We start from the raw sequence: 19,449 nt of genomic DNA on the forward strand, positions 1-19,449 counted from the left end.
GCAGCTCTCGCTTTGATTTGATCACAACGCCGCACGATATAATTGGAGTCTCGACCGCCTTTTCTCTCCAGCCACATCCGGCATGGTTTATGGCCCCGCATGCCGGGCAATCCTCCGTCCTGGTCATGTTGACATGCTCGTTAATCATGATGGTCCGGACGACCTCCATCATCGATGCATGTCGTACCAGAGGTGACCGATAGTGCGGGTGTCCCTGGGTTCCAAGATATGGGATGATTTAACTATTATTGAAACATAGATTATTAGCTTATAGAACCGATATTGGCTGGGAATTCTTATGGAACTATGGGGACATGGTAAAGTTAACTATCCCTTGCTCAAGGGACTATATGTGTTCACGATAGTTGTGGCTGGATTCTTTGGGTTGGGCATGTTGTTCATGCCAGAGACGGCGAAGGACTGGTTCTCGATGCCCATGGACAATCCGATGATTTATGGTGTTACAGGAAGTGTCTTCCTCGCATTTGCTCTGGTGTCCATTCTGGGTCTGCGGTCACCGTTGAAGTTCGTGCCCGTCCTTCTTTTACAGCTTAGCTACAAGACGATATGGGTCGTTCTTGTTGCGATACCGGCACTGATCGATAATGCCTTCCCGTCATGGGCGTACATGACCCTGATCATCTTCCTGATATTCATCATCTGGGATCTGATCGCTATACCTTTCTGGATACTCTTGGAGAAGGATGAAACGATTGCAAAGACCAGGGCTGTGAAGAGCAAGACCAAAATCAGCTAGGGTATCTCGAGAATACCCCTCATCATGGCGGGACTGATCCGATGAATAAGTAAGGGTCGCTCTCGTAATTTTTTTCTTGATGACGAAGCTTTTTGAGCAGGATTGAATGAGTAAGAAATGACCCCATTCGTTCGCAAGGAAGAGCCACGGAACATCAAGCGGTACCTGCACCAATGCGTCTGCGGAGCTGCCGTTGAATAAATTAGTCCCTGAGCTCTTTGCCAGTGATGTTAACCGCAGGAAAACCTTTTTAGATGGACGTTAGAATGCGGGACCATGGCCGAGGAAAAGTGCGGCGTGGCCGGTTGCAATGAGCCGGCGGTCAAGTCATACTCCCGGGAGACCGTGGAGAAAGCTGGTCTCAAGGCGGCGGATGAGAAGGGCAAGCGGATGCACCTGTGCAAGGAGCACAACAAGCAGTTCAAGAAGGCCACCAAGGAAGACCGCAAGCTGGAGAGCCTGGGGCGCTGAACCTCAGGTGGGCCCGGGGCCGCCCCGGTGGCAACCGTGGAGAATATTATCGGGTAGAGCCATGTCAAGGAACGTGAGGCTCACCTTTCTAGGCACCGGTGGAGGGATGCCCTCCCCCTCCCGAGGGGTCAGCGCGATCGCCCTACAGGTGGGTGGAGACGTGCTGCTCTTCGACTGCGGTGAAGGTACCCAGCGGCAGTTCATGCGCTCCTCCGCATCCTTCATGAAGGTCACCACTATCTTCATAACTCACTTCCACGGCGATCACTTCCTCGGGCTGCCAGGGTTGATTCAATCGATGAACTTCTCCGGTCGCCAGGCACCGCTTTCGATCTACGGTCCGCCGGGGATGATCGACCTGGCCAGTACCCTCATCTCGCTGGGCCACTTCACCCTGGCCTTCCCGGTTTCGGCCGGGGAGATGATCGACGGGGACCAGGTGGACCTGGGTGCGGTCACCGTGACAGCCGTGGAAGGTGAGCACTCGGTCCCCGCGCTGTCCTTCGTGATCGAGGAGAAGGGGCGACGAGGAAGGTTCCTTCCCGAACGGGCCATGGAGCTGGGAGTGCCTTCAGGCCCTCTGTTCGGCCAGCTTCAGTCCGGTCATGAGATCAACGTGGGCGGCCGCATCGTGACGCCGTCGATGGTCATGGGCCCGCCCCGCCCGGGACTAAAGGTGGTGATATCGGGGGATACCCGGCCGACCGCCCGGCTGGCCGAGGCCGCCGGTCACGCTTCGGTGCTGGTGCACGAAGCCACCCTTGACTCCTCCCTGCAGGAGGGTGCCAGGAGCTACGGGCACTCCACCGCCCGGGAGGCGGGAGAGGTGGCCAGGGCCGCCGAGGTAGAACTGCTGGTGCTGACCCATATCTCCAACCGCTACGATGACGTGTCCGTTCTTGAGGAGGAGGCCAAGGAGGCGTTCCCCCACGTCCTGGCGGCTACCGACCTCATGACCATCCAGGTCAGGACGGAGAGAGACCGTCCGTCTGGGAGGCCGGACGACGAGGAGGAGGGGAAGACCGGAACGGGTGATACCTAGTTCAGGATCGGAGCGCCGAAAGGACAAATTGTTTATTGCCATATCGCTGTATTCTGGAACGTGAAGCTCATCGACCGGCCGAAGTACGGACCACTGTTCCGCTTCGGGGATTATCACGTGTACAAGGTGCTCTCGATCCTTGCCGATGGAAGGAGGAAGGGACGCAAGCAGCTGGCCGACAAGATCGGCGTAGGCGAAGGCAGCATGCGGACGATCGTTGACTACCTGCGCGATGAGGGCTTGATCGACGTCAAGCAGACGGGCATAAAGATCAGCAAGAAGGGGCAGGATTTCATCACTAGGCTTCCGCTGCAGGTGTACGTCCTCGACGTGCCGGACATCACCTTAGGCCAGCAATCGGTCGCGGTCCAGGTCAAGGGCGCGGCGTCCAAGATTGGCTCGGGAATGAAGCAGAGGGACCAGGCTATCAAGGCCGGGGCGGAGGGAGCCACCACCATCATCGTCAAAGGCGATCACCTTACTGTCCCGGTGGACTACGATCTGGACCAGGAGCGACCGGAGGTGGCTGCGGCCATCCGTAGGCTGTTCGACCTGACGGACAGCGACGTTATCATCGTGGGCACCTCAGCGGAGCTGCAACGGGCCGAAGAGGGCGCGATGGCTGCTGCGCTCGATCTTCTCTAGGCAGGGCGGAGGAGGGAGGCGAAGGTCTCGGGATCGGCCGTCTCCTGCAGGCAGGCCTGCTCGGTGCAGAGGTGGGCCACCGCCCTGCCCTCATGCATACCTTGTCCCTGGGCGAGGGGGGAAATCCTTCCCAACCGCTCGCCCGGCGGTCCGGGCTCGTTGAGCAGTACGACCTTGTTGGGCACGAAGCGAGGCGCCAGGGCTTTGAAGAACAAAGTGGTGTCGGGCGAACCTCCATGACCGGAGATGACGATGGAGTACGACGGCCCCACCCGGAAATCGATGGCGTTCATCAGCTGGGCATGGTTCTCCGGAGAGCCGAACACCGCGCCGGACAGGGCGCTTACGGCGGCGTCTGCTTTCTCCAATAGGTCCGGCTCTTCGGTGATGCGGTACAGTGTCAGAAGGTCGAGTATGGCGATGGAGTTGCCGGAGGGGAGCGCCCCATCATAGACGTCCTTGAGCCTGGGCATCCGTTCGTCCGAAGCCTCCGCCTGGAAGAACCCGCCCTCCTTGCGGTCCCAGAACCGGGCGATCATCTGCTCGGTGATGATGATCGCCTCCTCCAGCCACCTGAGGTCCTGGTCCGCCTGGAACAGCTCGAGGAGCCCCCAAGCCATGAATGCGTGGTCGTCGAGGAAACCAGGCACCGGGGCCGCTCCGTCCCGGTACATGTGCAGCAGGACCCCGTCCGAGGAGCGCATGCGGTCGAGGACCAGCTCGGCCGCCCTCCTCGCCGCCTGCAGATAACGCTCTTCATCAAATGCCGCCGCCCCCCGGGCCATGGCCGCGATCATCAGGCCGTTCCAGTCGGCCAAGACCTTGTCATCCAGTCCCGGACGGGATCTCTTCTCCCGTGCGGACAGGAGCTTGCTGCGGATGGCGAGATACAGGGGATCGGAGCGGCCCTCGGGAGAGGCGAGGCGCAGCACGTTCCGGCCTCCTAGCTCCCCCCATAGGCCCTCCCTGACGTTCCCCTCCTGGCTCAGGCCGAACAGGCGGTGTGCCGCCGACAGCGCCGGGGGATCGAGGACGGCGGCGGCCTGCCCCTCCGTCCAGAAATAGAACCTGCCCTCCTCGCCCTCGCTATCGGCGTCCTCCGCCGAACAGAATCCCCCCTCCGGAGAGGTGAGGCGGTCGAGGACATAGTCGAGCACCTCACGGGCGGTACTGGCATGGTCTTCCTTCCCTGTCGCCTGCCACCCCTCGATGTACGCTATGGCCAGCAAGGCCTGGTCGTACAGCATCTTCTCAAAGTGGGGGACCAGCCAGGCCTGGTCAGTGGAATAGCGGTGGAACCCGCCTCCCAGTTGATCGTACATCCCCCCGTTCCTCATGGCCTCCAGGGTACGGTCGGCCATCCATAGAGCCTTGGGATCACTGGTGCGGTTCCAGTAGCGCAACAGGAAGGTCAGACGGTGAGGGGTGGGGAACTTGGGAGCCCGGCCGAAACCGCCGTAGCGCTCATCAAATGCTTCCATCAGGTTCTGGAAAGTGGCCATCAGGTTCTCTTCGCCCATGCTGCCCCCTGCGGTGCTTCCCCCGGCCTCCCTCATGGCCTCCAGCACCCTGGCCGATGATTCCTCCAGCTCCTCCCGACGGGTCTGCCAGAACTCGGCAATGGTCGGGAGCAGGACGGTGAGGCCAGTCATGCTCATCTTGCTGTCCTTGGGCAGGTAGGTGGCGGCGAAGAATGGCCTGAGGTCGGGAGTCAGGATGACGGTGAGGGGCCAGCCTCCTCCGCCTGACAACAGCTGAGCGGCGGTCATGTAGGTCGAATCGACGTCCGGCCTCTCCTCGCGGTCGACCTTGATCGAAACAAAGCTGTCGTTGAGTAGCTTGGCCACTTCCTCGTCCTCGAAGGACTCCTTTTCCATGACGTGGCACCAGTGGCAGGAGGAATAGCCGATCGACAGGAAGATCGGCCGGTCGAGCTCGCGGGCACGCTGGAACGCCTCGTTCCCCCAGGGATACCAGTCGACCGGGTTGTTGGCGTGCTGCCGGAGGTAGGGGCTCTTCTCTCCGATCAGGTGGTTCGGGCCTCTATCGGTAGCGGTGGGAGCTTCCATGAGTGACATATTGCCGCTTCAGGTAGGTAAAGGCCGATGCCCGACGGCGGCGATGAAAAATATAGTTGGGGGCGGCCGCGAAAGCATGCGGTCCTCCCCCGGTTTCTCCTCCTCTCTCGTGAACTGGGAGGGTAAGCCTCCCTGCCCACATCTCTCCTCAGTCCACTATTTTTTGCAGGTATATATAACTGTATCCGACGGTTGTAAAAGAAAAGGGAAATGGGTGGGTAAGGGGTTTGGATAAGGCCGCTTTCAATCCCGGAGGATGTCGGCCATGGTCCGATCGGCCATCTGGTCGAAGGTCTCGATGCCGGTGACCTTGCTGGCATACTCGGTGAGGGCGGCAATGTCATCCCTCTTCAGTAGCTCCAGTTTGAACTTGCGGGTACCGGCCATGAGCTGCTTCAGCCCCTCACCAATGCGGTCCTCCATGTAGGTGTTCAAGCCGACGGCGCCCCATGGAATGCTCTTGCCGAGCTTCTGACCGGGGAACTTCCTCTGCAGCTCCGAGGCCTTGACGAAGAAGGTCGCGGGGTCATGGGTGTACTGGTCGGAGAAGGACTTGGGGAGCTTGTGGGTGTCCGCCAGCCGGGCGAAGTATTCCGACTTCATGACTGCCAGGATCGGGGCCCGAGCCATGCCGATGGCCTTGATCAGGGGGCCGTCGCCCAGATTGCTCATGGCGATGGACTTGTAGATCTGGCTCTCGTTGGTGTATCCGCCAGCGAAAACGAGGTCCGGCACGAACCGACCCTGGGCCTTGAGAATCTTGGCGCACGCCAGAACCTGAGCTTCAAGGTGCACGGTAGGGGTGGACATCTCGTTCATCATCGGCACCGGAGACATGCCCGTGCCGCCGCCGGCTCCGTCGAAGGTCAACATATCGACCCTGGCCTCGGAAGCCGCCTTCATGGTGAAGGCCACGACTTCGGGGCGATAGGCACCGGTCTTCAGGAACACGTACTTGGCACCGCTGCCCCTCAGAGCCTCCACATCCTCGACGAAGGACTTGTGGTCCGGGAAGCCGACCCTGCTGTGCCGCTCGAAGGTGCGGAAGGCCCCGGCCTTGAACGCTGCCTGGACCGAGGGATCCTCGGGGTCCGGTAGAACAAGATAGCCGCGCTTCTTAAGCTCCAGGGCCCGCTCGATGGTGGACAGCCTGACCTCGCCGCCGATGGCCTTGGCACCCTGGCCCCACTTGCGCTCGATGATGTTGACCTCGAGCTTGGAGAGGGCGTACTGGTCGACTCCCGCGCGGGTGTCCTCCACGTTGGTCTGGATCGCAATGTCACCGTACTTGCCGTCCCACAGGGCGCGGAACGAGGAGACCCTGAACTCCAGGTCAGGCGACCTGACGACCCTCCCATTGGAGTAGGTGGAGTCGGGGTCCATGCCGCAGACGTTCTCGCCGACGGTCTCGATGATACCAGAGAGGGCCGAGCCCTTGGCCAGCCCATCCCAGTTCCTCTTGGCCACATCGGTGGACCCCAGTCCAGGGATGACCAGGGGGACCTTGAGCCTGATGGGCTTCTTGCTATGGCTGGCCACCGTGGTAGTCACATCAGCGTTCTCGAAGAAGGCCATGTCAGGGTTGGCTTCTATGCCATAAGCCCCAATGAGCTCGGCCAGGATCTGGAAGTGGGACCAGTCCAGGTGGAAATTCTTGTTGGAGGCGGCGGTGCTCTGACCAAAATACTCGGTGCTGGGGTACAGGACCTCCCTCCCACGGAAAGCGGACTTGCCGACCTCGCAGACCGCTGGGCATTCTTCGACGCACAGAGGGCACATGCCCGATACCGGGCTGATGTCCTCCACTCTCGTTCTAGTTCCGGTTGTAGACCTTGCATTCTCGATCGATATCATAGCTTCATCCTCGAATCGGAAAAATCCGTGATTTTGCTATGCCCGGGGGAATGCCCGCCGAATAAATAACCGTTGTCCTACTGGCTTACTATTTTTTTGTCTATATAAATAACCTGATTATTGCCATTTGTCAACGGTTCTGACGACGCATTATATGAAAGAGGGTGACCATTCTACGGTCCTAGACAAACGCTCTAATTTGGACAATTAGACATACCGTTGCATATCATTGGAATCGATGGAGATATGGTCAAGCATTGAAAGATATGTATACGAATGACGAGCTCGGAAGGCTTCAGATCTGGGAAAAGCTAAAACAAGGTTTTTACCACCGGACGCGATGCGTGCCCCCACTCATCGAGGGGCAGGTCCATGAAGGTCATCGAGCTCGAGGATCTTAGCAAGTCGTTCGGCGGGCGTCAGGTGCTAGCTAACGTCACCTTCAGCGTGGAACGCGGAGAAGTCTTCGGTTATCTCGGCCCCAACGGGGCGGGGAAGACCACCACTATGAGGATCCTGCTGGGCCTCCTCAGGCCGACGGCCGGACGGGCGCTGGTCCGGGGGGCAGACCTCTCTCTGGACAACGCCGCCCGCGGTTCCGTCGGCGTGCTGATGGAAAACGACGGCCTCTATGACCGCATCTCCGCGTGGCAGAACCTGGATTACTATGGAAAGCTCTATGGGGTGCAGGACCGGGACAGGCGCATATCCGAACTTCTCCACGCTTTCGGACTCGCGGACCGCCGCAACGACAGGGTCTTCAACTTCTCCAAGGGCATGAGGCGAAAGCTGGGTATCGCCAGGGCCATCATACACGATCCGGACATCCTGATGCTCGACGAGCCGACCTCTGGCCTGGACCCAGAGGCCCAGAAGATGGTCAGGGATGTGCTCAAGGACCTTTCCCGTCGCGAGGGTATGACCGTGCTGCTAAGCTCCCACAACCTCGACGAGGTGGAGAAGATGTGCTCGAGAGTGGCGGTCATCAAGAGCGGGATGCTGAGAGCCTGTGACAGCGTGGAGAACTTGAGGGGAGGTCGAGGCGGGCACAACCTGACGATCACCCTTTCCAAGGAGCAGGATGCCCAGACTGCTATGGATCTGATCAAGAAATCGCCCACCGTGACCGCGGCCCGGGCTGATGGCGCCCGCATAAGCGTCGATCACCTCGAGGACAGCGCTTCCCCCCTGCTGAGCTCACTGGTCCGCGCGGGCATCGGGGTGGAGGAGGTCCATAAGGCCTCGAGATCCCTTGAGGACGTATACATCGACCTGGTGAGGGAGCAGGAGGAAGTGGCATGAACTTCGATCAGATTAGCATCGTGACCAGGAAGGAGCTCAAGGAGCTGGCCACTAACAAGGGAACTTGGATCTCGGCCCTGGTGTTCGGCCTGCTGTTCACCATGACCAGCCTGAGCACGGTGATGGCCGACGCCGAGCAGGATGGGGTTGCCTCCATTGACTGGCCGGTGATCTACCTATCCATGTTCGTGGGCGTCTTCGCCGGCTTCGTCATATGCGGGACGGTCTTCTTCCGAGAGAAGCAGAGCGGGGTCATCGAGACCCTTCTTTGCACCCCCCTGGACCTGAGGACCATCTGGCTGGGCAAGGTCCTGGGGGTAGCGCTGCCATCTTACCTCCTGGGGCTGCTGTCAGCAGGAGTGCTGGCCGTGCTCTCCTTCGCCTCCGTTGGGGCGGTTGCCATGCCCTCCCTTCTGACCGTCTTCCATCTGGCCGTCGTAGCCCCGCTGTTCATAGCCTCGGCCATCGGTCTGGTGGGCTACGTCCAGCTGGCAATGGGAATGCGGGAGAACAGGATCATCAGCATGGGTGTCTTTTTCCTCCTCATCGCCGGGCTGTCGGTGTCCTCGGGCCTTGTCCAGGAGAACGGCGCCCTGGTCACCCAGATAGTCCTCGCTCTCCTGGTCGGAGGGGCCCTGCTGTTCGTCCTCTCCTTCGTACTATCGAACCGCCTCGACAAGGAGAAGATAGTGACGTCCATACCAGACTGAAAATCCAGGAGGCAATTATTAATTATCTAGGATGATTACCTGAACTGGATACCAATGGTAGACATCAAGGAGGAAGACGGAAAGAGCACGACGGTGCTCGTCATAGAGACCATCGCGGCCCTGATGACGGCGGCGTTCGGTTTCGTGGCCGCTCTGGCGTGGAACACGGCGATACAGACCGCCCTGGCCCAGGTGTTCACGAACCCCGACGACCCGACCGGCATGTTCGTTTACGCGATCATCATCACCATCATCGCGGTCATCGCCATCGTCCTCATCGGACGGGTCCTGGCCAAGTATAAAGCGATGAACGGGAAGAGCCGCGCGAAGTAGCCGGGATGAACATAAACCCCTTCCCATTCTTGTTCCGCACTGACAAAAGGGTTATAGTAAGCGTGCTGGATAGGGGCCCGTTCCGGTGCTCACCATGGAAGAAAACCTTGAGCTAACCACCTGGCAGAAGGTCAAAGAGGTCCTTAGGATCGCCTATACCCTGCCATTCGTCCTGGCCTCGGTGGTGGGAGTGGTCTTCGCCCTGACCGTCAGGCAGGAGGCGCTAATCTCCATCCTTATCCCGCTCACCGTCCTATTCCTGGCACTCTTCGTCAACTTCTCCAACGATTATTTCGATCACAGGAGCGGCGTGGACAAGCTCCGGTTCAGCTACTACGAGGACGAGGCCTTGCGCGCGGAGATCGCCCAGCTCTTCAATCAGAAAGTATTCTGGTCCGGCAACGCCCTCGATAGGGGGATCATCACCGAGGCCCAGGGAAAGGTCCTCATGACCATCCTGGCCATCGGGGCGGTCCTCCTCGCCATCCCCATCATCCTCTATGCCGGGTGGCTGGCTGTGGCCCTCGGCCTGGTCGGTCTGGCCCTGGCGTTCTTCTATACCGCCCCCCCGATCAACCTGGGGGCACGCGGGCTAGGGGAGATCGATGTGCTTGTGTCGTTCGCCATGATGGCCTTCTTCTCCTACTTCGTCATAGCCCAGACCTTCAGCTGGCCGATGCTCTTCCTATCTTTGGCCATCGGGCTGGGGGCGATGCTCATGCGGCTATCGGACGAGGCACCGGGATATCCATCGCACGTGGCCAAGGGAGAGAAGAACCTGCTGGTGAGGTTCGGTCTCGACAACATCGGCCGCATCGAGGCGGCGCTCATCGCCGCCCTCTACCTCTGTGTCCTAAGCGCAGCGGTGCTCGAGCCGTTCCTGGTTATCCTGTTCCTCGTCCTTCCGCTTCCTATCAGGGCGCTCAGGATCCTGAGGACCGACAGCTCTCGCATCAGGCTGTGGAAGCCGATACCTCTATTTCTCAAGCAGACTGTGGGCCTCGAGGTCCTGGCGATCATCGCTTTGATAGCGCGAATCGCCTGGACATCTTTGTGATGGTCTCGACATTCCCTGCGAGGATGAGACGGTACTCGCGCACCGCATCGAAGCCGCATTGTCTGCACGACTCCGTTCCCTGCATGGGACAACCGGAGTGCTTCGAGCCGTCGGGCATGGTGAACGATGAGACCCAATAAGGGCACTTGGCCGAGTAGTCCTCAATGAGCATCTCCTTCAGGGCCCGCTCGGTGTTTAGGATCGGCAGCTTCTCCTTACGCCACTGGAGGGCATCGCTGACCACCTGTTCCTTCTCTTCGTACGATAGCGCGATATCGTAGGGCGGGGGTGTGAGGAAGTTAAGCATAAGGCCTCGGATGTGAGGGTTCGCCTTCACCACCTCTGCGGTCTCCTTGACCTTATCGAGGTTCGGCCGCATGACCACCATGTTGGCGAAGATGTTGGGATGGTCGGTCATCTCTAGGTTGGTCATGAGCTTGTCGTAGACCCCCGCCCCTCGGATGCTGTCGTGGACCTTCCGGGGCCCGTCCAGGCTTATGGAGAGAACATCGCTCTCCTCGAAGATCCTTCCTGTCCCGTTGGTGGTGTACCCGATCACATAGTAACCGATGCGCCTCCCCTCGGCGATGAGGTCCCCAAGGCCCTTGTCCCCGTCCCTCCATATGGTCGGTTCCCCGCCTTCGAAGAACAGTATTTTCGCCCCCCGATGATATTCCGCCCGCATCTCCCTGGAGGCAGCGGTGAAGGTTATCGAGCTCCCCTCCGGCAGCTTGTCTCCGTTGGCGGCGATGGAGCAGTGCTGACAGCGGAGATTGCATCCATAATGGATGATCATGGTGTTGACCAGCGGCCGCTTGATGCCAAGCTTGGAGCGCAGGAACCAGCTGGCATAGTAAGAATACTGGCGTAGGGAGCTCGCCGGGGACATGACCGATTGAACATTCCCGTCGTATATATGCTTAGTGAGCCAGACGCACCGATTGCCCCAACCCGAGGGCGAGCGCGCCGCTGGGAAGGAGCGCGGCAAGGATGGCAATGGCCGGCCCGACGATCCACCCTCCCCACAGCAAGAGACCAAGCGCACCGATGGCCAACAGAGCCACCCTGGTCCGCATGGGCACGCCGTCGGGCGACCTGTCGCGGAGGGCGATCCTGCACGCTGCGATGCCAAGGGCTAGGACCGCGGCGGCGAAGATGATGGTCACCACCGCGACGACCTCCGACCCCGTCTGCGCGAGGGACCACAGCATCTGGTATAGGAGGGAAACACCGGACGCCGCCATGAGCAGGCCAGCAGAGGTGGCCATGATCCACAGCACATCCCGGGGACGATTCCGGCGGGATGCGATCAGCATAATGGCCAGCCCGACCAGGAAGGCGACCACGGGAGGGGCGAGGACCGCAGCCAGGTCCTGCCCTTCCCACTGATAGATGGATATGGCGCTGAACGGGACGAGGAGCCACTCTTCGGCGGTAAAGCTCTCCCGCAAGCCGACCGCCAGTCCGTAGTTGCCGCCGGCGGCTCCATCGTACACCGCCAGGTAATAGTCGCCGTCCTGGGGCGCCTCCAGCGATAGCTCCCCCATCTCATAGAATGCGCTGGGGGAGAACGGCTCATACTCCATCGCCGAAGGCTGCTCTCCGGTGACGACCTTGACCCCCACGCCGTCGGGCACCTGGAGGAAGGAAGGGGGTGAGCCCTCATCCTCGATACCCGGGCCCATGAGCGCCATCGAAGGCCGGAAACCCCGTTCAGTGGAGATCTGGGGCGCGGTGAGCGATAACGTGATGTTCTCCCCTTGTTCCATCCGGAGCAGGTAGTAGTTCGCATCCCCGCCCTCCTGCAGCTGAGAGTAGAGGGCCCAGGACTTCGTGGGGTCTTCGATCTCCGTTGCCTGGTCCAAGCCGTCGTTGCCCTGAGGGAACTCTGGGGCATGGGCCGAGATCGTGGCGGTCAGCGTAATGATCGAGATAAGGAGGACGAGGGCGGCGGCCGAACCTCGGGTCATCCCTTGTCCATTTGCCCTCCCCTTTCAATAAACCTTCGCCCACCTGAGGGGGAGACGACCGGAGGTCCGGTCGACGGGGGTCACACCCAGTCGGTGTCCCCAAGCACCAGGTGGCACTTCTGCTCGCCTCCGAGGCTCTGGGCCAAGTGCTCGGCGCCATCGGCGGGGCGGTACAGCAGCTTCATTTTTCGCTCATCGGGCCCGGGCTGCCTCATCAGGAACCCCGCCCTTCCAAGGTCAGGCATGTAGGGGTGGTCGGTGGGGAGCCATATCTGCAGGACGTTGGAGCCCTCTTCTCGGCATATCCTCGCTCCTTCCCGTACCAGGGCGGCGATGGTGCTCCCGTCACCGACCTCAGCGACGAGGTCGACGATGTCCATGAAGGTGCGGTTTTCGATGGTGTAAGGACGGAGAACGATGAAGCCGGCGGTGGACCCCCCGCGGCGGGCGAATAGGGTCCTGAATCTCCCGCCCCTAGGCTCGGAGTATCTCCATTTCAGGTACGCCTGGTCCCTGCGCAGCACGAAGGTGAAAGCCTCCTGGAAGCGCTTGGTCATGGCTTCGATGTCCTCCGGGAAGGTCGTGCTCTCGTATACCTCCACACTGGGATCGTCCTTGGCCCGGTTACCCTTCAGAGTCCTGAGGCCGGAGTAGGCAATCTTCTTCAAACCTCCGAACCTGACGTTCTCGAAGAATCCGTCAGGATTGGCGATCAGCTCGTACTGCCCCATCTCCACCTTGAGGTCTACGAACCCGGCCTTGCGGACCACCTTCTCTCCCGGCACCGAGGGGAAGGCGAACTCCACTTCCACCCCCCTACGCATATTGAGCTGGTGGAGGACGGGGACGGCGCGCTCCATGGTCCCTCTTCCCCTTACATCTTCGCGTGTCAGCAGGTCGGAGTACTGGGCTCCTCGGACCTCCTTCCCGTTGATCACCAGATCGGTGGGAAGGCTGGCAGCATGGGCGCACACCTTCCCCTCACCCACCGCGACCACCTCGTTGGTGTATCCGCGGGGGTTGTCGGCATACCTCCAATTCCAGAACTCGGTCTTGCTTCCCTGGTGAACAAACCCGGGCCACGGCATGGCTCCGGTCATGAGGTCGACGATGCCCTGGGCATCGTTCCGGTCTGCCGCTCGGATCAAAGTCTCGGTCATGAACCATCCCCTCCCTGGGTCGTATCGGTACCGTATGACATTCCCTATAAGGTGATTGCCCTGAATCGTCGACCAGGAAAATGAAGTGAACCGGCAAGGAGCAGCCGGTCAGCGCCCACCACGGATGTTTGACCCAATCGGGTAAACCAGAGGTCAGGATGACCAAGTGATGCTATTAAAATGATGCTCGGTACGATACTATTATACCCTCACCTGGGGTTTTAACGCAAAAAAGAGGGTTCACACCATGCCGGACATACGTCAGAGAGTGCAGGAGGACCAAGGTATCCTGAAGAAGATCCAGCTGTTCGTCCCTGGATTCCGGGGCTACCGTCAGAGGGAGGACCTGAGGGACGCCGACCGCATGCTGCGGGATCAGTTGGCGAAGAAACTGTCGCTCCAGCGGAAGCAGGTCGAGGGAGCCCGCCGGCTGGTGGTCAGCTCCTTCAACTCCAAGGAGCTGGAGCTCATGGGCGGGATCGTCACCGGCTACAAAAAGGTGGAAGGTCTGGTCTCCCACTCCTCGCCCGGGTACTCCGGCATATCTGCCGACGTCCAGTTCAAGCAGGACGAGATATTCCGGCTTTACGATTATGACGCCTCGATGATCGACGGGCTGGCATCGATGCAGCAATCCATCGATCAGTTGAAGGCGGCCCTCGCCGCCCAGGACGGCCTGCGGGCCCAAGCGGAGCTCGATCAGCTCAAGGCTCTGCTCGGCAACTTCGAGGAACAGTTCAAGCGACGCATCAACGTCATTCAGGGAACGGAGGTCTAAAGATGGCAAAGGTAACCGACCCCAGCGGGGGCGGGGGGCTGAAAGACAGCCTCATCGGCTCGGCCACCTTCAGCTGGGACGATATCGAGAAGCGCGGTAACATCATGTTCCGCGTCCCGCGGCTGATCAGGTACAATGACAACATCGTGGTGAGGGAGGATGAGATCGCGGCGTTCTACCGTGATGGCAAGGCGCTTACCTACTTCGACCGTCCCGATCGTTACGCGCTCACCGACATCAACGCTCCGATCGTAGGCAGGCTGGTCAAGGCCCTCTCGGGTGTGGTCCAGCAGGCTGAGGTCATATATCTGCAGAAGCGTGCCTTCGACGGTAAGTTTGGCTCCAAGCAACCATACCAGTTCCGGGACAAGGACTTCGGCGTGGTGAACCTCAGAGTGTTCGGCGAGTTCCGTTACAAGGTCGGACAGCCAGAGAATTTCGTCAACCAGTTCGTGGGCACGTTGAACTTCGCCACCTCCGCCGAGGTGGAGGAACGTCTGAAGGAGCAGATGGTCGTTCTTATCTACAACGTGGTCGGGGAGATGAAGAACCAGGGGATGGGAGTCGCCGACCTGGCCTCCAGCCTCATGAACATTGAGCAGGGAGTGTTGGAGAAAGCCAAGGACCACTTCGACTTGTACGGGATCACCATCGACAAAGTATCCGGACTGTACATCTCCCTGCCGGACGAGGTCCAGAAGGCGGTGGACACCCGGGCCTCAATGCAGGTGCTGGGCACCAACTACATGGGCTACCAGACTGGTCAGGCTATGCGCGAGGCGGCCCAGAATCCCTCGGGCGGGGCCGCCGGTGTCGGCGTAGGCCTCGGGGCCGGTGTGGGGATGGGGTACACTATGGTCGACCAGATGCGGCAACAGCCGGTCAGCGGCCAACAGCAGCAGGGCGGAGCGGTACCCTTCGGCAATACGGTGAAATGTCCGAAGTGCGGGGCCATGAACCCCCCCACCAACAAGTTCTGCTCGGAGTGCGGAACCAAGTTCGAGGCCGACAAGAAGTGCCCCAAATGCGGCGCCAACGTCCCTGGCGGCTCCAAGTTCTGCCCCGAGTGCGGCAATCCCATGGGCAGCAAGAAGTGCGCCAACTGCGGGGCCGAGGTCAGTGCGGGGACCAAGTTCTGCCCCGAATGCGGGAAACCCATCCAGTGAGGTCCACAGATGGCCCAGGTAAAATGTCCCAAGTGCTCAGCGCCGATGGAGCTTGACTCCGGCACCAAGTTCGCCAAGTGCAGCTACTGCGGCTCGCTGATCTTCTTTGACCGAACCGGTGCGGGGTTCTATTACGCCATACCCTTCAAGCTCAGCCAGGACGACGCCGTGGGCACGTTCCGCCGCTGGGCCGGAGGGTCCACCAAGGCCAAGGACCTAGACCGCCTGGCGAACATCACCGCGGTCAAGAAGAAATACTTCCCGGTATACCTCTTCCGCAGAGATCTCAATGGCAAGGAGGAGGTGATGGTGGAACCGGCCGGCTCCACCATCCTGCCGGGCCTTCACCAGCTCAAGATCCCTGGCGGCGATCTCCGTATCTTCGACGACAAGTTCGACACCAACGGGGCGGAGATGGTCAAGCCGGACATCGAGATGCTGCACTATCTGGACAAGCTACCTGGAGCGGGAAAGGAGCAGGCCTTGGTCTACTTTCCAATTTGGACCATTGACTACAACTTCGGCGGTTCCAGCTATCAGGTGGTGGTGGACGCTTCCTCCTCAGAGGTGTTCGCGACTTCCTTCCCCACCCGGAGTTCGGCCGCCTACCTGTTGGTGGCGGTGGCCGGGTTCTTCACCTTTCTGGCCCTGGGATTCGTGGCCACGGTCTACTTCATACCGGCCCTGATCCTCATGGCAGTGACCGTGGTGGCGGTGTTCCTTACCTCTCTGACGGTGGCAAGGAGGCTTTGACATGGGCGATATAACCGTCGGCCTGAACTGCCCCGCCTGCGGGGGTGCCATCTCCATCAAGGAAGGGGAGAGCGTTGTCAACTGCCAGTACTGCGGCTCCACCCTCTACGCGGAGGGGGACAAGGGCGTGATGACAATCGCCTTCAAGAACAAGCTGGACCAGGGGTCGGCAGTGGGAGCCGCCCAGGGATGGTGGAGGAAGGGCTTCAAAGCCCGGGACCTGCGTACCAAGGGCAAGGTCACCGAGTGTTATCCCATCTACATCCCGTTCTGGAATATCAACACCAGGGTGGCTGGGTGGGTATGCGGCTACGAGGAGAGGACCCACTCCGACAGCAAGGGGAACACCCACACCGAGAGGGTCTACAAAGAAGAGATGGTCCTCATGGACCTGGTGTTCTCGGAGATCGCCTGCGACCCCGGCGATCTCGGGGTTCGATCGCTGCGTAACTTCTCCGGTGAGTCATCGTTCGAGGATTTCGAGATGATCCCGACCTTCGAGTCGACCACCAGCCGGGACGATGCGGATGCCCACGCCCGTGATGACGCCATCACCCGCGGGCGGAGCTCCGCCCACGTTCCCCATGTCACCTTCGAACGGCTTCATGCCTTGATCAAGAGGACATCGATCATCTACTATCCTGTCTGGGTCGTCCGGTACACCTACCAGGATCGCATGTACATCCTGACGGTGGATGGAGTGACGGGGCAGGTGCTCTCCGGCCGTGCCCCCGGGGACCCCCTCTTCCAGAGCCTCGCGGTCACCGCTGGGACGTCCGTTGGCGGTCTCGCCGCGGCTGGTGGGATCCTCTTCACGGTGGAGGCCGGTTCGGAGTTCGGGATCGCTGGGGTGATATTCGGCTTCATCATTCTGGGCCTCACTTACGTCTTCTTCCGCCATGGTTCGGAGATCATTGAAGGAGACTTCCCCGATCGCAGAAAGGCTGTCGATCTCAAGCAGATCGAGGACATCGGCAGGATGATAGGAGGTGCGTACCGATGAGGATCGTTCAGGTCAAGTGCCCCAACTGCGGACAGCCTATCTATCAGAAGACCAGGGACGAGATGTTCCTCTGTCAGAACTGCGGAACGATTCATCAACGTGATGCGCAGGGACCTCACAAGGTCCCCTTTGAGGTCGCCAGTCCCAACCCTGCGGCCGCCGGGCAGCGGTCATACATGCCGTTCTGGCGCCTGCGCTGTGATTTCATCATACGCTCGAGGAAGGTAGAGGGAGGGTTGCTGCACAAGCTGGCCACTTCGTTCAACGGAGCTGATAACGGCGGCTCCCTGTACATCTTCGTCCCCGCCGCGGACCTCGACACCGCCACCTTCAGGCGGCTGGCGGTGATGCTGACCTCATCGCCCCCTCGTTACCAGGCCAGGTCGGACTTCGCTGGCATCGAGAGGATACCGACTACCATGGGCCAGGATGAGGCGCTGGAGATGGCGGATTTCGTAGCGGTCACCCTGGAAGCGGAGAAGCCGGGCACCCTGCAGTATCTCGATTACGAACTGAAGGTGCAGGAGGCCAGGCTAATATATCTGCCCGTGATCGGCACCCCCGACGGTCCTTGGCTGGCACTGTAGACGAATTAACCTCCGAAATTCGTACCATCCGGATAAGAGAAGGGCCCATTAGTCCAACGAGGGCGGTCCAGCGGGCATAGTTTTTAGATGCCCCTCGTTATTTTTATCCCCATGACCGGAGCGGACCTAGGGCTCATATTCATCATAATCGGAGTGATCATGTTATTGGCCGAGGCGGTGACGCCCGGCGCCTTCCTGGTGGTACCGGCAACGGTACTCATCGTGCTGGGAGCGCTAGGTATGATTGCGCCGGACCTGTTGCTCAGCATCTGGTCGCCGATCATCGCTGTGCTCATCGGCGTGCCGGTGTTCATGCTCACGGTGAAAGCGTACCAGAAGCTGTCCCCGCCCATGCCCCCCACCACGACGGTGGCCACATCTCTCATCGGGAAGGAAGGGATTGTGGTGGCCGATATCTGCCCAAACAACATCCGGGGGAAGGTCAAGATCGAGAACGACACCTGGAGCGCCACCTCGGTCCGTCCCATCCCTACGGGCTATCGGGTGCGAGTGGTCCACAGCGAAGGCGTTCATGTGAAGGTCGAGCCCATCGGGGAAGTCCCCGAGGCCGAGTGCAATTAAGGAGGAGGAAAAAATGGTCGATGTATTGACGGTGGGACTTCTGGTCCTGGCCATTGTGGCCGCAGTGCTGATCCTGATAACTGGTATCCGCATCGTGAAACCTTACGAGCAGGCCATCTACATATTGCTCGGAACGTACAAGCGAACGCTGAACCCGGGGTTCAACTATGTGTTCCCGTTGATCAGTGAGGTGGTGAAGATCGACCTCCGTACCCAGGTGCTGGAGGTCCCCCGGCAGGAGGTCATCACCAAGGACAACTCGCCCACCAACGTGGACGCCATCATCTATACCAAGGTCATCGATCCCAAGAAGGCGTTCTTCCAGGTCACCAACTACCGGGCGGCGACCGTCTACCTGGCGCAGACGACCCTTCGTGCCATCATCGGAGACATGGAGCTCGATGAGATCCTGTCGTCCCGGGAGAAGATCAACCTGCGTCTGCGGGATATCCTCGATGAGGCGACCGATAAGTGGGGTGTTCGTGTCGAAGCGGTGGAGATAAGGGAGGTCGATCCCGCCCCCAAGGTCAAGCAGGCCATGGAGGAGCAGACGTCCTCTGAGCGTCTGAGAAGGGCGGCCATTCTGCGGGCCGACGGAGAGAAGCGCGCGGCTATCCTCAGCGCCGAGGGGTCCAAGAGGTCCCGCATCCTGCAGGCCGAAGGTGTCCGTCAGTCCAAGGTACTGGAGGCGGAGGGCGAGCGGCTGGCAATCATTCTGCAGAGCCAGGGTGAGGCCCAGAAGCTGCGCATCCTGTCGGTCGGCGCAAGCCCCCTGGACTCGAAGGCCTTGGCGGTTCTGTCGATGCAGACGATGCAGAGCCTCGGCGCGTCGCAGTCGACCAAGTGGATCCTGCCGTTCGAGGTCACCAAGGTCCTCGAGGGCATGTCCGAGTTCCTAGGCGTCTCCCGGCAGACCCCTACCCGTGACGTCGCCGACCAGGCCGCCATCGAGAAGGCAGTGGGCAAGCCGGAGGACATCCTCGGCCCCATTCCCACGCCTGATGAGCTGCGATCCGAGCTCAAGGGTCTGGAGGACGCCATGGCCAAGGAGCAGGCTGAGGCCGAGGCCATCGGGGCCCTGGGCCAAGGGAGGCCGGACAAAGAAATGCTGAAGTAAGTGCATATAAACCCCTTCTTTCCCTTTTTCGATGGCCCGGTCACTCCATTCTGATAAACAATTCTGGTTCGACAATTCGACGTC

Annotated in this window: 20 protein-coding genes; 15 read left to right on the forward strand and 5 right to left on the reverse strand. The window is 60.2% G+C overall.

Annotated features, from left to right (window positions below; translation table 11 throughout):
- Positions 1-298 precede the first annotated feature (298 nt).
- From SA339_10365 to SA339_10380, 4 genes are all read left to right on the forward strand, one after another.
- On the forward strand, positions 299-757 hold the full coding sequence (locus SA339_10365; GenBank protein MDW5563618.1) for a hypothetical protein: 459 nt from the start codon (positions 299-301) through the stop codon (positions 755-757).
- A gap of 276 nt (positions 758-1,033) precedes the next feature.
- Complete coding sequence (locus tag SA339_10370; GenBank protein MDW5563619.1) at positions 1,034-1,228, forward strand: hypothetical protein; 195 nt, start codon at positions 1,034-1,036, stop codon at positions 1,226-1,228.
- A 61-nt stretch (positions 1,229-1,289) separates the two neighbouring features.
- A complete protein-coding gene (gene rnz, locus SA339_10375; GenBank protein ID MDW5563620.1) occupies positions 1,290-2,270 on the forward strand; it encodes a ribonuclease Z in 981 nt (326 codons plus the stop codon).
- A gap of 60 nt (positions 2,271-2,330) precedes the next feature.
- Positions 2,331-2,915: a DUF4443 domain-containing protein gene (locus SA339_10380; GenBank protein ID MDW5563621.1), complete on the forward strand. Its 585-nt coding sequence runs from the start codon at positions 2,331-2,333 to the stop codon at positions 2,913-2,915.
- Here the strand turns inward: SA339_10380 and SA339_10385 are convergent.
- On the reverse strand, positions 2,912-4,984 hold the full coding sequence (locus SA339_10385; GenBank protein ID MDW5563622.1) for a thioredoxin domain-containing protein: 2,073 nt from the start codon (positions 4,982-4,984) through the stop codon (positions 2,912-2,914). The genes SA339_10380 and SA339_10385 overlap by 4 nt on opposite strands.
- A 252-nt stretch (positions 4,985-5,236) precedes the next feature.
- A complete protein-coding gene (locus SA339_10390; GenBank protein MDW5563623.1) occupies positions 5,237-6,847 on the reverse strand; it encodes an FMN-binding glutamate synthase family protein in 1,611 nt (536 codons plus the stop codon).
- A 372-nt stretch (positions 6,848-7,219) separates the two neighbouring features.
- Here SA339_10390 and SA339_10395 point away from each other — a divergent pair, with 372 nt between their 5' ends.
- The 4 genes from SA339_10395 to SA339_10410 all read left to right on the forward strand — a co-directional run bounded on the left by SA339_10395 (position 7,220) and on the right by SA339_10410 (position 10,249).
- The gene (locus SA339_10395) at positions 7,220-8,149 is read left to right on the forward strand and encodes an ABC transporter ATP-binding protein (GenBank protein ID MDW5563624.1); all 930 of its coding nucleotides are present in this window, start codon (positions 7,220-7,222) and stop codon (positions 8,147-8,149) included.
- The gene (locus SA339_10400) at positions 8,146-8,859 is read left to right on the forward strand and encodes an ABC transporter permease (GenBank protein MDW5563625.1); all 714 of its coding nucleotides are present in this window, start codon (positions 8,146-8,148) and stop codon (positions 8,857-8,859) included. The genes SA339_10395 and SA339_10400 overlap by 4 nt, the downstream gene beginning before the upstream one ends.
- A gap of 54 nt (positions 8,860-8,913) precedes the next feature.
- Positions 8,914-9,192 carry a DUF5654 family protein gene (locus SA339_10405; GenBank protein ID MDW5563626.1) on the forward strand — a complete coding sequence of 93 codons (279 nt, stop codon included), beginning with the start codon at positions 8,914-8,916 and terminating at the stop codon, positions 9,190-9,192.
- Positions 9,193-9,286: 94 nt separating this feature from the next.
- Positions 9,287-10,249: a prenyltransferase gene (locus SA339_10410; protein MDW5563627.1), complete on the forward strand. Its 963-nt coding sequence runs from the start codon at positions 9,287-9,289 to the stop codon at positions 10,247-10,249.
- Here the strand turns inward: SA339_10410 and SA339_10415 are convergent.
- The 3 genes from SA339_10415 to SA339_10425 all read right to left on the reverse strand — a co-directional run bounded on the left by SA339_10415 (position 10,209) and on the right by SA339_10425 (position 13,379).
- Entirely contained in the window at positions 10,209-11,138 is a 930-nt protein-coding gene (locus SA339_10415; GenBank protein ID MDW5563628.1) for a radical SAM protein, read from the reverse strand. The genes SA339_10410 and SA339_10415 overlap by 41 nt on opposite strands.
- A 31-nt stretch (positions 11,139-11,169) precedes the next feature.
- Positions 11,170-12,219 carry a hypothetical protein gene (locus SA339_10420; GenBank protein MDW5563629.1) on the reverse strand — a complete coding sequence of 350 codons (1,050 nt, stop codon included), beginning with the start codon at positions 12,217-12,219 and terminating at the stop codon, positions 11,170-11,172.
- A gap of 80 nt (positions 12,220-12,299) precedes the next feature.
- On the reverse strand, positions 12,300-13,379 hold the full coding sequence (locus SA339_10425) for a GNAT family N-acetyltransferase (GenBank protein ID MDW5563630.1): 1,080 nt from the start codon (positions 13,377-13,379) through the stop codon (positions 12,300-12,302).
- Between the two features lie 247 nt (positions 13,380-13,626).
- Here SA339_10425 and SA339_10430 point away from each other — a divergent pair, with 247 nt between their 5' ends.
- From SA339_10430 to SA339_10460, 7 genes are all read left to right on the forward strand, one after another.
- Positions 13,627-14,157 (forward strand): hypothetical protein, encoded by a 531-nt coding sequence (locus SA339_10430; GenBank protein ID MDW5563631.1) that lies wholly within the window; start codon positions 13,627-13,629, stop codon positions 14,155-14,157.
- A gap of 2 nt (positions 14,158-14,159) precedes the next feature.
- The gene (locus tag SA339_10435; GenBank protein MDW5563632.1) at positions 14,160-15,323 is read left to right on the forward strand and encodes an SPFH domain-containing protein; all 1,164 of its coding nucleotides are present in this window, start codon (positions 14,160-14,162) and stop codon (positions 15,321-15,323) included.
- A gap of 9 nt (positions 15,324-15,332) precedes the next feature.
- Positions 15,333-16,076 carry a zinc ribbon domain-containing protein gene (locus SA339_10440; protein ID MDW5563633.1) on the forward strand — a complete coding sequence of 248 codons (744 nt, stop codon included), beginning with the start codon at positions 15,333-15,335 and terminating at the stop codon, positions 16,074-16,076.
- 1 nt (position 16,077) lies between these two features.
- Positions 16,078-17,079, forward strand: coding sequence for a hypothetical protein (locus SA339_10445; GenBank protein ID MDW5563634.1), 1,002 nt, complete (start codon positions 16,078-16,080; stop codon positions 17,077-17,079).
- A complete protein-coding gene (locus SA339_10450; GenBank protein ID MDW5563635.1) occupies positions 17,076-17,666 on the forward strand; it encodes a hypothetical protein in 591 nt (196 codons plus the stop codon). Before SA339_10445 ends, SA339_10450 begins: the two co-directional genes overlap by 4 nt.
- 111 nt (positions 17,667-17,777) lie before the next feature.
- The gene (locus tag SA339_10455) at positions 17,778-18,248 is read left to right on the forward strand and encodes an NfeD family protein (GenBank protein ID MDW5563636.1); all 471 of its coding nucleotides are present in this window, start codon (positions 17,778-17,780) and stop codon (positions 18,246-18,248) included.
- A gap of 13 nt (positions 18,249-18,261) precedes the next feature.
- Positions 18,262-19,365 (forward strand): SPFH domain-containing protein, encoded by a 1,104-nt coding sequence (locus SA339_10460; GenBank protein MDW5563637.1) that lies wholly within the window; start codon positions 18,262-18,264, stop codon positions 19,363-19,365.
- The last annotated feature ends 84 nt before the right edge of the window (positions 19,366-19,449 follow it).

The organism is Methanomassiliicoccus sp., assembly GCA_033485155.1.
Lineage (GTDB): Archaea > Thermoplasmatota > Thermoplasmata > Methanomassiliicoccales > Methanomassiliicoccaceae > UBA6.

Excerpts from the sequence above, each read along its gene's own strand:
- SA339_10365 (MDW5563618.1), top strand. The coding sequence starts at position 299 with ATGGAACTATGGGGACATGGTAAAGTTAACTATCCCTTGCTCAAGGGA.
- SA339_10370 (MDW5563619.1), top strand. The coding sequence starts at position 1,034 with ATGGCCGAGGAAAAGTGCGGCGTGGCCGGTTGCAATGAGCCGGCGGTC.
- rnz (MDW5563620.1), top strand. The coding sequence starts at position 1,290 with ATGTCAAGGAACGTGAGGCTCACCTTTCTAGGCACCGGTGGAGGGATG.
- SA339_10385 (MDW5563622.1), bottom strand. The coding sequence starts at position 4,984 with ATGGAAGCTCCCACCGCTACCGATAGAGGCCCGAACCACCTGATCGGA.
- SA339_10390 (MDW5563623.1), bottom strand. The coding sequence starts at position 6,847 with ATGATATCGATCGAGAATGCAAGGTCTACAACCGGAACTAGAACGAGA.
- SA339_10395 (MDW5563624.1), top strand. The coding sequence starts at position 7,220 with ATGAAGGTCATCGAGCTCGAGGATCTTAGCAAGTCGTTCGGCGGGCGT.
- SA339_10400 (MDW5563625.1), top strand. The coding sequence starts at position 8,146 with ATGAACTTCGATCAGATTAGCATCGTGACCAGGAAGGAGCTCAAGGAG.
- SA339_10405 (MDW5563626.1), top strand. The coding sequence starts at position 8,914 with ATGGTAGACATCAAGGAGGAAGACGGAAAGAGCACGACGGTGCTCGTC.
- SA339_10410 (MDW5563627.1), top strand. The coding sequence starts at position 9,287 with ATGGAAGAAAACCTTGAGCTAACCACCTGGCAGAAGGTCAAAGAGGTC.
- SA339_10415 (MDW5563628.1), bottom strand. The coding sequence starts at position 11,138 with ATGTCCCCGGCGAGCTCCCTACGCCAGTATTCTTACTATGCCAGCTGG.
- SA339_10420 (MDW5563629.1), bottom strand. The coding sequence starts at position 12,219 with ATGACCCGAGGTTCGGCCGCCGCCCTCGTCCTCCTTATCTCGATCATT.
- SA339_10425 (MDW5563630.1), bottom strand. The coding sequence starts at position 13,379 with ATGACCGAGACTTTGATCCGAGCGGCAGACCGGAACGATGCCCAGGGC.
- SA339_10430 (MDW5563631.1), top strand. The coding sequence starts at position 13,627 with ATGCCGGACATACGTCAGAGAGTGCAGGAGGACCAAGGTATCCTGAAG.
- SA339_10435 (MDW5563632.1), top strand. The coding sequence starts at position 14,160 with ATGGCAAAGGTAACCGACCCCAGCGGGGGCGGGGGGCTGAAAGACAGC.
- SA339_10440 (MDW5563633.1), top strand. The coding sequence starts at position 15,333 with ATGGCCCAGGTAAAATGTCCCAAGTGCTCAGCGCCGATGGAGCTTGAC.
- SA339_10445 (MDW5563634.1), top strand. The coding sequence starts at position 16,078 with ATGGGCGATATAACCGTCGGCCTGAACTGCCCCGCCTGCGGGGGTGCC.
- SA339_10450 (MDW5563635.1), top strand. The coding sequence starts at position 17,076 with ATGAGGATCGTTCAGGTCAAGTGCCCCAACTGCGGACAGCCTATCTAT.
- SA339_10455 (MDW5563636.1), top strand. The coding sequence starts at position 17,778 with ATGACCGGAGCGGACCTAGGGCTCATATTCATCATAATCGGAGTGATC.
- SA339_10460 (MDW5563637.1), top strand. The coding sequence starts at position 18,262 with ATGGTCGATGTATTGACGGTGGGACTTCTGGTCCTGGCCATTGTGGCC.